The organism is Klebsiella sp. EMBS2024, assembly GCF_036233805.1.
GTDB classification, from domain to species: domain Bacteria; phylum Pseudomonadota; class Gammaproteobacteria; order Enterobacterales; family Enterobacteriaceae; genus Klebsiella; species Klebsiella pneumoniae.
Genome location: NZ_JAZARW010000001.1, coordinates 1089416 through 1101602 on the forward strand (window position 1 = coordinate 1089416; position 12187 = coordinate 1101602).

Annotated in this window: 8 protein-coding genes; 5 read left to right on the forward strand and 3 right to left on the reverse strand. The window is 54.4% G+C overall.

Annotated elements, in window-relative coordinates; genetic code table 11:
- Window positions 1-564: 564 nt before the first annotated feature.
- Both asnS and VZP09_RS04925 read right to left on the reverse strand, forming a co-directional pair.
- Window positions 565-1965 carry an asparagine--tRNA ligase gene (asnS, locus tag VZP09_RS04920; RefSeq protein ID WP_002898206.1) on the reverse strand — a complete coding sequence of 467 codons (1401 nt, stop codon included), beginning with the start codon at window positions 1963-1965 and terminating at the stop codon, window positions 565-567.
- A gap of 175 nt (window positions 1966-2140) precedes the next feature.
- Window positions 2141-2602: an Lrp/AsnC family transcriptional regulator gene (locus VZP09_RS04925; RefSeq protein WP_002898209.1), complete on the reverse strand. Its 462-nt coding sequence runs from the start codon at window positions 2600-2602 to the stop codon at window positions 2141-2143.
- A 311-nt stretch (window positions 2603-2913) separates the two neighbouring features.
- On the opposite strand from VZP09_RS04925, the gene dpaL reads away from it, so the two are divergent.
- The 4 genes from dpaL to VZP09_RS04945 all read left to right on the forward strand — a co-directional run bounded on the left by dpaL (window position 2914) and on the right by VZP09_RS04945 (window position 7985).
- A complete protein-coding gene (gene dpaL / locus VZP09_RS04930) occupies window positions 2914-4125 on the forward strand; it encodes a diaminopropionate ammonia-lyase (RefSeq protein ID WP_071994682.1) in 1212 nt (403 codons plus the stop codon).
- 122 nt (window positions 4126-4247) lie between these two features.
- On the forward strand, window positions 4248-5537 hold the full coding sequence (locus VZP09_RS04935; protein WP_032414732.1) for an aromatic amino acid transport family protein: 1290 nt from the start codon (window positions 4248-4250) through the stop codon (window positions 5535-5537).
- A gap of 24 nt (window positions 5538-5561) precedes the next feature.
- Window positions 5562-6800: a Zn-dependent hydrolase gene (locus VZP09_RS04940; protein ID WP_004141764.1), complete on the forward strand. Its 1239-nt coding sequence runs from the start codon at window positions 5562-5564 to the stop codon at window positions 6798-6800.
- An 18-nt stretch (window positions 6801-6818) separates the two neighbouring features.
- Window positions 6819-7985 (forward strand): M20 aminoacylase family protein, encoded by a 1167-nt coding sequence (locus VZP09_RS04945; protein WP_004179190.1) that lies wholly within the window; start codon window positions 6819-6821, stop codon window positions 7983-7985.
- A 42-nt stretch (window positions 7986-8027) separates the two neighbouring features.
- On the opposite strand, the gene pncB is transcribed toward VZP09_RS04945, so the two are convergent.
- On the reverse strand, window positions 8028-9230 hold the full coding sequence (gene pncB / locus VZP09_RS04950; RefSeq protein ID WP_002898217.1) for a nicotinate phosphoribosyltransferase: 1203 nt from the start codon (window positions 9228-9230) through the stop codon (window positions 8028-8030).
- Window positions 9231-9556: 326 nt separating this feature from the next.
- Here pncB and pepN point away from each other — a divergent pair, with 326 nt between their 5' ends.
- Complete coding sequence (pepN, locus tag VZP09_RS04955) at window positions 9557-12172, forward strand: aminopeptidase N (RefSeq protein WP_328794937.1); 2616 nt, start codon at window positions 9557-9559, stop codon at window positions 12170-12172.
- The last annotated feature ends 15 nt before the right edge of the window (window positions 12173-12187 follow it).

The window sequence follows — 12187 nt, forward strand, 5'->3', positions numbered from 1 at the left end:
ATATGAACACGTGCCACTGCCGTCAATAAGTTCTGTCAATAAAAACTTACAGAACCATTGATGAGAGTTTGGTGTCTGAAGGCATCTTTCCATCCGCGACAACGTTTCGCTAGCCGGAAAATGCTACGAATATATCATATGAGTAACAAAACGAAAAATCATGTAACTAAATGTGTATTTAACGGAACTTTGTGAACTTAATCAAAATTCCGTTCCACCGGATAAGGGAAAACGCGATTGCTTATCTATCTATATGAATTATTTATGATTAATTTGGCTAAGCGGCAATTCGTTCATTTTGTGTATTGAATTCGTATTCTTTTTATTCAGTCTCTGTCTTTGCAAGATGTGCGGGTAAAGGTCAAAAAATGAGCAAATTTATCAGCCATTTTGCTCTGTTATGAACATAAAGTGCGATCTACATCACCAGGATGCACCGAAACAGTGCGTAACATAATTGTGATTTCCAGGTCTTGATGTTTAAGGTTGTTGAATTTTACTAACAGTAATTGACATAAAAAAAGGCCAGCTTGCGCTGGCCTTTCAGATTGATGTCAGAAAAATTTAGAATGTCGCGTTGCGCGGCGTCCGTGGGAACGGAATAACATCGCGGACGTTCTGCACGCCGGTCACGTAAGCGATGAGGCGTTCGAAGCCCAGACCGAAGCCGGAATGCGGCACGGTGCCGTAGCGACGCAGGTCGCGATACCACCAGTAGTCTTCTTTGTTAAGCCCCATCTCTGCCATACGCGCGTCAAGCACGTCGAGACGCTCTTCACGCTGGGAACCGCCGATAATCTCGCCGATGCCCGGCGCCAGAACGTCCATTGCCGCGACGGTTTTACCGTCTTCGTTAAGGCGCATATAGAACGCTTTAATGTCTTTCGGGTAGTTTTTCACCACCACCGGCGCTTTGAAGTGCTCTTCGGCCAGGTAACGTTCGTGCTCAGAGGAGAGATCCACGCCCCAGTACACCGGGTTCTCGAACTGTTTGCCGCAGTTTTCCAGAATGGTGACGGCGTCGGTGTAATCCACCTGAGCAAAATCAGCGGTGATAAAGCGCTGCAGACGGTCGATAGCGTCTTTATCCACGCGCTCGGCGAAGAACTGCATGTCGTCCGCACGCTCTTCCAGTACCGCTTTGAAGACGTACTTGAGCATCGCTTCCGCCAGGCCGGCAACGTCGTTCAGGTTGGCGAAGGCCACTTCCGGCTCCAGCATCCAGAATTCCGCCAGGTGGCGGCTGGTGTTGGAGTTCTCGGCGCGGAAGGTCGGGCCGAAGGTATAAATCTTCGACAGCGCACAGGCGTAGGTCTCGCCGTTCAGCTGGCCGGAAACGGTCAGGAACGACTCTTTACCGAAGAAGTCTTTGTCGAAATCGACTTTGCCCTGATCGTTACGCGGCAGGTTTTCCAGATCCAGCGTCGACACGCGGAACATTTCGCCGGCGCCTTCGGTATCGGAGGCGGTGATCAGCGGGGTGGAAACCCAGAAGAAGCCCTGTTCGTTGAAGAAGCGGTGCAGCGCCTGCGCCAGGGTGTGACGCACGCGGGCTACCGCGCCAATCAGGTTGGTGCGCGGACGCAGGTGCGCTACTTCACGCAGATACTCGATGCTGTGGCGCTTGGCCGCCATCGGGTAGGTGTCCGGGTCTTCCACCCAGCCGGTCACTTCCACGCTGGTCGCCTGGATCTCAAAGCTTTGACCCTGACCCTGAGAAGCCACGACTTTACCGGTGACAATCACCGAGCAGCCGGTGGTCAGACGCAGCACTTCCTGATTGTAATTGGGCAGAGAATTATTAATAACGGCCTGTACAGGATCAAAGCAGGAACCGTCATAGACGGCGAGGAAAGAAAAGCCAGCTTTAGAATCTCGGCGGGTACGCACCCATCCGCGGACCGTGACTTCGCTGTCAACGGCAACGCGGCCCTGGAGTACGTCGGCTACAGGCACAACGCTCATAATAATCTCTCTATGTAGTCCAATAAAAAAGTCTCTTCCCCCAACAGCGGGGGGATATCTATGTTACCTGTCATCTTCCATCAGACAAGTAGATTTCGCACAGGGAAGGGTGGATTTCGGAAATAAATACACCTCCGGGGCGTTCTTTGGCTCACCATTTCGACTTTTACACGACTTACTCGATAATGACCGTCATTTCCTGCTTCGCATTTTGCATCGACACGATGGTCCGGAAAGACTTGATATTTCCCGAGGCAAAAAAGAGTTCACGGGTTAGCGCTTCGTATTCCGCCATATCACGGACGTTGATCACGAGCAGGAAATCGAAGTCGCCAGTGACATAGTAGACCTGCTGCACTTGCGGACAGGTTACGAAACGCTGTTTATCCTCCTCAAGCAGATCGAGACGTTCATTCTCAATGGTCACCTGCACCATAATGGTGATTGGTCTTCCCACTTTACTGGCGTCCACTAAGCTAACACTGCCTTTAATCACTCCTGCATCCTCCAGTGCAGCGATACGCCGATTGACTGCCGAAGGAGACAGGCTGATCCGATCGGCGATCTCCCGTTGCGACAAGCGATTATTACGCTGCAAGAGCGTAAGAATTTTTTTATCCCATGCGTCAAGTTTCATCATATATCTCGTCCTGCAAGTCTGTGATCAACCTCACTAATGCAACGTTGTTGCGTGTGAATGATAAAACAGAGTGAAAATTGCGGCGCGATGGGCAACTTTGCGCCAATTAACCGCCGGGCGCAGTGTACCATCACAGGCAGTGGGAAAGCGGTATATCGCGACAAAAAGCCTCTCACATTCTGACTTAACCAATTTAAAGCGACCGTCCTGTCTCAGGCCGCACGGATCCGTGCACCCGTTGTTTAGGCGGAATGGTCGCAAATAACGTTATCGTCGCAGGACGATATGAAAATAGAGGTGCCTGAATAGTGGACACAATTAAATTTCAACTTAACGCCCGGCGGCAGCCCTATGGCCAGGGAGCAGACTTGAGTCTGCTGAATGAAAGCGTGGGGAACGAAGTGCTGGCATTCCATCAAAAATTTCCTGATTACCGGGTCACGCCGCTGCGTAAGCTGGAATTTTTAAGCCAGCGGCTGGGGCTGGGATCGATCCATATAAAAGATGAAGCGCAGCGATTCGGTTTGAATGCGTTTAAAGGATTAGGCGGATCTTATGCGATGGGGAAATATCTCGCCGCTCTGCTTGAGCGAGATATTAATACGTTGAGCTTTGCCGAGCTTAATTCACCAGTGATTAAGGCGCGTATCAAGGACATCGTATTTGTGACTGCTACCGACGGTAACCACGGACGTGGCGTGGCGTGGGCGGCTGAGCAGCTTGGGCTGCGTGCGGTGGTGTATATGCCAAAGGGCTCGTCACCGGTACGCGCGCAGAATATTCGCCGGCATGGCGCCGAATGCACGATTACTGAACTGAACTACGACGACACAGTTCGGCTGGCGGCCAAAACCGCGCGCGAGCAGGGATGGGTTCTACTCCAGGATACCGCCTGGCAGGGCTACGAGCAGATCCCCACATGGATCATGCAAGGCTATATGACCCTCGCTGTTGAAATCTGGCAGCAGCTGGCAGAAAGCGGAGCGTCGATGCCGACGCATCTGTTTTTACAAGCCGGGGTCGGGTCGTTTGCCGGTAGCATCATGGGATATTTCATCGAAAAGATGCAGCAGCAGGCTCCCACCATCATCATCGTTGAGCCGCACAAGGCGAACTGCCTGTTTCGCTCGGCAACCATTAATGACGGACTGCCGCACAGCGTCGGCGGGGATATGTCAACCCTGATGGCCGGGCTTGCCTGTGGTGAACCTAATATCACCAGCTGGCCAATGCTCCGCGACCATACCACCTGTTTTATTTCCGCCGACGATTGTCTGGCGGCCAACGGCATGCGCCTGTTGGCCGCTCCGCGACCAGGTACTGACGAACCTTTTGTCTCCGGGGAATCCGGCGCTATTGGCACAGGAGTGCTTTATGCGCTGATGACTCAACCGGCGTATCGCGAGCTTGCCGAATCGCTGCGCCTGAATGCCGATGCACAGGTTCTGTTAATCAGCACGGAAGGAGATACATCACCCGATGTCTATGAAGACATCGTCTGGTTTGGCCGTAATGGTTGAGCGCTATCGACAATAACAAGGGGGCCATCTTACCTACCCTACAAGCCCTCGGTATGACAAGCGTTCTGACTCATAACGAAAACATACGCGCTTTCGCGTCATGCATAGAGAGAACCTGACCGATGAATACTGAAAATATAATTATCAATAAAGGATATTCCGATCCCGCAAAGTGGCATAGCGAAGATACCGTTTGGGTCCTTGGCCTGTTCGGTACCGCCATTGGCGCTGGGGTGCTGTTTCTGCCGATTAATGCCGGAATTGGCGGCTTCTGGCCGCTGCTGATTGTTTTTGTCCTCGCTTTTCCTATTACTTATCTGGCTCACCGCGGTCTGGCGAGATTCATTTACTCTTCCAATACGCCGGAAAGCAGTATTACCGATGTTATTGGCGAGCATTTTGGCGCGCTGGCGGGAAAAGTATTTACCGTCATATATTTCTTCGCCGTCTATACCATTCTGATTATGTATGCGGTGGCTATCACCAACACCGCGCAGAGCTTTATCACCCACCAGTTGGCAATGGCCGAGCCTCCCCGGTCGCTGGTGGCCATCGTTCTGATCCTCGGGCTGATGTTTATCGTCCGTTTCGGACAGCGTTTGATAATGCGGGTGATGAGCACCCTGGTTTATCCCTTCATCATCTCGCTTATTTTTATGGCACTTTTTCTGATTCCGCACTGGAACGGCGCAATTTTGCAAACCGTAAGCTTCAGCGCCACGAGCGATACGCAGGGGATCATATTATCCCTGTGGATGACCTTCCCGGTACTGGTGATGTCGTTTAACCACTATCCCATCATTTCGCCGATGGTGGTGCGCCAGAAGCAGCGTTACGGTCTGGCGCTCGCTGAGGGTAAATGTGCGCAGATCCAGCGCTACGGTATCCTGCTCATGACGGTGGTGGTGCTGTTTTTTGTTCTCAGCTGCGTGTTAAGCCTGTCGCCGCAGCAACTGGCGGAAGCCAAAGCCCAGAATCTGTCGATTTTGTCCTATCTGGCCAATCAGTACGATACACCGATTATTGCCTGGCTATCGCCGATTATCGCCTTTGTCGCTATTACTAAATCATTTCTTGGCCACTACATCGGCGCCTATGAATCGCTGCGCGACCTGATTCTGGAGGCCGCCGCCGCACGCGGGAAAAAACCTGGTATTCGCCTCGTCGACGCGGTCATCCTGGTGTTTATGGTGCTTACCTGCTGGTTCGCCGCGTACAAGAACCCCAGTATCCTCGGTATTATCGAATGCATCAGCGGTCCCACCGGGGCGGCAATTCTGCTGCTGTTGCCTATGTACGCCATTCATAAATTACCGGTGCTTGCCCCCTGGCGCGGTAAAGCGAGCAACGTTTTCGTCACCCTGATCGGTCTTATCACCGTATCTGCCATTTTTTACGGCATGTTCCAATAACCACCATTATTAGCGAGATGTTATATGAGTCATTATCTGCAGATTAACGGCCAACGGCTTATCGATTCCCTGTATGCACTTGGCGAACATGGTGCGCTGCCAGGCGGCGGCGTATGCCGCCTGGCAGCGACTGCCGAAGATAAAGCCGGCAGGGACTTTGTTGTAGCCCGCATGAAGGCGCTGGGCCTGAGCGTGTCAATTGATGCTATCGGCAATGTCACCGGCGTTTATCACGGCGAGGAGACGTTGCCGATGGTGATGATGGGGTCACATATCGATACCGTCGCCACCGGTGGGTTATACGATGGCAACTACGGCGTTATGGCCGGCCTTGAGGTGATTGCCACCCTCCAGGATGCCGGGATCCGCACCCGACGACCGTTGGCGGTAACCTTCTTTACTAACGAGGAGGGGGTGCGATTTCAGCCCGATATGATGGGCAGCGTGGTGTTTGCCGGCGAGTATCCGTTGGCGCAGGCGCTCGCGGCAAAAGATCTCGACGGTATCACGCTCGATGAAGCGCTGCGTAACATTGGTTATAAAGGCGAACGTCAGCCGGGAGATATGGCGGTAGATAGCTACGTTGAGCTGCATATCGAACAGGGACCAATTCTTGATAAAGAGCAGATTGATATTGGCGTGGTTACCGGCGTACAGGGTATTTCGTGGCAGGAATTTACCCTGAGAGGCGTATCGAATCATGCGGGTACTACCCCAATGTCCATGAGACGTGATGCCGGGCTGGCGGCTGCGAAAATCGCTGTTTTTGCCCGTGAGCTGGCGCTAAGCCTTGGTGGTAATCAGGTAGCTACCGTTGGACATTTCAGCGTGAAGCCTAATCTAATCAACGTCATTCCCAACCATGTCGTCATGTCAGTGGATCTCCGCAATACCGATAATGCGATCTTATGTCTGGCGGAGCAGCAATTGGCCGAATTTGTCGCGAAAACGTCGCAGGAAGAAGGCGTGGAGATAACCAGCCGCTCACTGGTGCGCTTTAATCCGGTCATTTTTGCCGATGAGATCGTCAATGCGGTGGAAGCCGAGGCGGAGCGTCAGGCGCTCAGTTACCGACGTTTGCCAAGCGGCGCCGGACACGATGCACAATTTATGGCGTCGGTATGTCCCGCCGGGATGATTTTTGTCCCCTGCGTCGATGGCATTAGCCATAACGTCAAAGAACATAGCGCAGCCAAAGATCTGATTGCTGGCGCCAATGTGCTGCTGCAGGTGGTTTTACAGCGCGCCCAGCGTATGGACTAATGTTTACAGGAGCAGAGAATGAATCAGCAACAGCTAAAGCAGCAGCTTATCGCCTGGCGTCACTATTTGCATGCCCATCCGGAAAGCGCCTTCGAGGAGCAGAATACTTCACGGTTTATTGCCGAAAAGCTCGAAGCTATGGGCATTGAGGTGCACCGCGATATTGGCAAAACCGGGGTGGTGGGGAGATTGAAATGCGGCGACGGGAAGGGCGTTATTGCTATTCGTGCCGATATCGATGCCATTCAATTGACCGAACAGGGAGACTGGTCTTACCGCTCCATGACCGCCGAGCGGATGCACGGTTGCGGACATGATGGTCATACCTGCATTGCGCTGGGCGCGGCGCAGTTGTTATTGCAGCGGCAGAATTTTAACGGCACGGTCTGCTTTGTTTTTCAGCCTGCTGAGGAACCTGGCTATGGCGCCAGAGCGATGATGGACGATGGCGTTATTGAACGCTTTGGCATAGAGGAAATCTACGGTCTGCATAATATGCCGGGTATGAAAGCCGGGACTATCGCCACGCGAGTCGGTGGCATTATGGCCAGTGAAGATAACTTTATTATTCGTATTAAAGGGCAGGGAGCGCATGCGGCGCGGCCGCATATGGCGAAAGATCCGCTGGTCATTGCGGCGGAAATCATCCTGGCTTTGCAGACAATTGTTTCGCGAAATGTTGATCCGAACGTGCCAGCGGTCATTTCCTGTACTGAACTGCACACCGATGGCATCCGCAATGCGATTCCGACGCACGTCGAAATCAAAGGGGATACGCGCAGCTTTGCACCGGAGGTGCAGATGCTGCTCGAAGAACGAATGCGTACCATTAGCGAAGCGATTTGCGCGATGCACGGTGCGACGTGCCAGTTCAGCTATACCCATGAATTTGCGCCAACGGTGAACTGGCAGCAATGCGTTGATGTAGCGGTCACCGCTGCGATTAACGTGGTAGGGGCTGAGAAGGTGGACGGCAACGTCGCACAGATGATGATTTCGGAGGATTTTGGCGCTTTTCTGCAAAAAATCCCCGGCTGTTTCATCTTTTTAGGCAACGGCGATAGTTCAGATGCTCAGGGCAATACACCGTTGCATAATGCCTGCTACGACTTTAATGATGAGATATTGCTAACTGGCGCGGAGTATTTTGCCGAGGTCGTCAGAACCCGTCTGCCGCAGGAGTGATATTGATTGGCCCGATAGCAGAATGCCGTCGGGCCATGTTTTTTAGCTTGCCTTTTTAATCGGCGGCAGGTCGAAAGCCTCGCGCAGGGCGCGGACGAAGGCCTTATCGTGGCAGATGGTTTTCCCCGGGCTGTCGGAGAGTTTCGCCACCGGCTTGCCGTTACATTCCACCAGCTTAATCACGATATTGAGCGGTTTAACCTGCGGCAGATCGCAGGTTAAACGGGTGCCGATCCCAAAGCTGAGCTTCACCCGCGAGGCGAAGTGGCGATACAGATCGACGGCTTTGGCCAGGTCGAGATTATCGGAGAAGACCAGCACTTTGCTCAGCGGATCGATACCCAGCTTCTGATAATGGGCGATAGCTTTTTCTCCCCATTCCACCGGGTCGCCGGAATCGTGGCGCAACCCCTGATAGCGGGTGGCGAATTCCGGACCGAAATCGCGCAGGAACGCATCCATAGTGATGCAGTCGGTCAGCGCGATGCCCAGCTGGTCGGGATACTCTTCCAGCCAGGCGGCAAGGGCCGCCCGCTGGCTGCTGGCAAGGCTGGGGCTGATCTGCTGGTGGGCCTGGAACCACTCATGGGCCTGGGTACCCATTGGGGTTAAATTCAGACGGCGCGCCAGATCGTAATTGCTGGTGCCGACAAACCATGGTTCCTGCTGCAGACGCCGCACAATACCTTCCTGCACCTCGCGTGAGAAACGACGGCGGGTGCCGAAGTCCATCAGACGGAAGGCGCTCATATCGAGGTCAGCGGTCATGGTGGCGAAGTCGCCTAGCTTATGTTCCAGCGTGTTGAGCGCCTGATCGACGCCCATCTCTGGTGAACGATAGCGATGGACCAACTCGCTTATCACCGCCAGCAGCGGGACTTCCCACATGATGGCTTCCCGCCATGGGCCGGTAAGGCGAATGTTCAGCTTACCATTGTCATTGCTGACCGTGACCTGGCTCGGGTCATAGCGAAAATCGCGCAGCCAGTTGAGGTAATCCTGGCGAAAAAAGGGAAGGGTGGACAGCCAGCGATATTCATCATCCCGCAGCCTCAGGTCGCGCATGGACTCCACCTGCTCGCGGATCGCGTCGGCATAGATGCCGAGCAGGTCGTCTCCGCGGCAGCGAAACTCCGCCGCCACATGCACATCGCCGTAGCGGTGGAAGACAGCCTGCTGCATGTGCAGCTTATAGGCATCCGTATCAAGCAGCGAGTGCAGTACAGGAGAAGTGAATTGTGTCATGGTGCGCAGTAGCATCCTCTCACTGGAGCGTTCCATCGAAACCAACGCGGAAAATGGAGGCGGAGTATACCTTTATTACCCGACTCTGTCCCGCGATGGCGAGCAATGGTGACGCTGACGGTCATTTGCGAGGCCTAGTTTAATATATTGAACATGGATCACACCACAAGCTTTGCGTCGGGTCGAGGGCATTTCGTGCCGCGAGTGTTAACAAAATGTAGCGATTTCCGTGTTTCACGTTGAAAAGATGAAGATTCTGCATAGCGCGATTGACACAACAGGAATAGACTGGGACGACACTTTACCGAAGATGCTAAAGGTTTTTTATGACACAACAGCCCCAAGCCAAATACCGCCACGACTATCGTGCGCCGGAGTATCTGATTAGCGATATCGATTTGACCTTTGACCTGGATGCCGCAAAAACCGTTGTTACGGCCGAGAGCAAGGTCTCCCGCCACGCGGCTGCGTCTGATGTGCCATTGCGCCTGGACGGCGAAGATCTGACCCTGATCGCTCTGCAGGTGAACGGCCAGCCGTGGAGTGACTATAAAGAAGAAAACAATCAGCTGGTGATCGGCGGCCTGCCGGAGCATTTCACCCTGACCATCGTCAATGAGATCAGCCCGGCGGCGAACACCGCGCTGGAAGGCCTGTATCAGTCAGGCGAAGCGCTGTGCACCCAGTGCGAAGCGGAAGGTTTCCGCCATATCACTTGGTATCTGGACCGTCCGGATGTGCTGGCGCGCTTTACCACCAAAATTATCGCCGATAAAGCGAAATACCCGTTCCTGCTTTCCAACGGCAACCGTATGGCGGAAGGGGAGCTGGAGAACGGTCGTCACTGGGTACAGTGGCAGGATCCGTTCCCGAAGCCGTGCTATCTGTTTGCGCTGGTGGCCGGTGATTTTGACGTCCTGCGCGATTCATTCCGCACCCGCTCTGGCCGCGAAGTGGCGCTGGAGCTGTACGTCGATCGCGGCAACCTCGATCGCGCGCCCTGGGCGATGACCTCTCTGAAAAACTCTATGAAGTGGGATGAGGAGCGCTTTGGCCTCGAGTACGACCTCGATATCTATATGATTGTCGCCGTCGACTTCTTTAATATGGGTGCCATGGAGAACAAAGGACTCAACGTCTTTAACTCCAAATATGTTCTGGCCCGTACCGATACCGCCACCGATAAAGACTACCTCGATATTGAGCGCGTGATTGGTCATGAATATTTCCATAACTGGACCGGCAACCGCGTCACCTGTCGTGACTGGTTCCAGCTCAGCCTGAAAGAGGGGCTGACCGTGTTCCGCGATCAGGAGTTCAGTTCCGACCTCGGCTCACGGGCGGTGAACCGCATCAACAACGTGCGCACCATGCGCGGGCTGCAGTTTGCCGAAGACGCCAGCCCGATGGCCCACCCGATCCGTCCGGATATGGTTATCGAGATGAACAACTTCTACACCCTGACGGTCTATGAAAAGGGTGCCGAAGTGATCCGCATGTTGCACACCCTGCTGGGTGAAGAAAACTTCCAGAAAGGGATGCAGCTGTACTTTGAACGCCATGACGGCAGCGCCGCCACCTGCGACGATTTCGTGCAGGCGATGGAAGATGCCTCTAACGTCGACCTGTCGCACTTCCGCCTCTGGTACAGCCAGTCCGGTACGCCAATCGTCACCGTGCATGACGACTATAATCCGGAGACCGAGCAGTATACGTTGACCATCAGCCAGCGTACGCCGCCGACCGCCGAGCAGGCCGAGAAGCAGCCGCTGNATATCCCGTTTGCCATTGAGCTGTACGATAACGAGGGCAAGGTGATCCCCCTGCAGAAGGGCGGCCACCCGGTACACCCGGTGCTTAATGTGACCCAGGCCGAGCAGACTTTCGTCTTCGATAACGTTTATTTCCAGCCGGTGCCGGCGCTGCTGTGCGAATTTTCAGCGCCTGTGAAACTGGAATACAAGTGGAGCGATCAGCAGCTGACCTTCCTGATGCGTCACGCGCGGAATGATTTCTCGCGCTGGGATGCGGCGCAGAGCCTGCTGGCGACTTACATCAAGCTGAACGTCAACCGCCATCAGCAGGGGCAGCCGCTGTCGCTGCCGGTGCACGTAGCGGATGCCTTCCGCGCCATCCTGCTGGATGAGAAGATTGATCCGGCGCTGGCCGCTGAGATCTTAACCCTGCCGTCAGCCAACGAAATCGCCGAGATGTTCGCGATTATCGATCCGATCGCCATCGCCGCCGTGCGCGAAGCGCTCACCCGCACCCTGGCGAACGAACTGGCGGACGAATTCCTCGCGGTTTATAACGCCAATAAGCTCGACAGCTATCGGGTGGAGCACGCCGATATTGGTAAACGTGCTCTGCGCAATACCTGCCTGCGCTATCTGGCGTTTGCGGAACCGACGCTGGGCGATAAGCTGGTGGCGACGCAGTATCACCAGGCAGATAACATGACCGACGCGCTGGCCGCCCTGTCGGCGGCGGTTGCCGCTGAGTTGCCGTGCCGCGATGCGCTGATGCAGGAGTACGATGACAAATGGCATCAGGACGGTCTGGTGATGGATAAGTGGTTTATCCTGCAGTCCACCAGCCCGGCAGCCAACGTGGTGGAAACCGTGCGCGGTCTGCTGAACCACCGTTCGTTCAGCATGAGCAACCCGAACCGTGTGCGCTCGTTAATCGGCGCTTTCGCCAGCAGCAACCCGGCGGCGTTCCATGCTGAAGACGGCAGCGGTTATCAGTTCCTGGTGGAGATGCTGACCGAGCTTAACCAGCGTAACCCGCAGGTGGCGTCGCGCCTGATTGAGCCGTTGATTCGTCTGAAGCGTTATGATGAGAAGCGACAGGCGCTGATGCGCGCCGCGCTGGAGCAGCTGAAGGGGCTGGAGAATCTCTCTGGCGACCTGTTCGAGAAAATCAGTAAGGCGCTGGCGTAACGGTGCCATAACCCC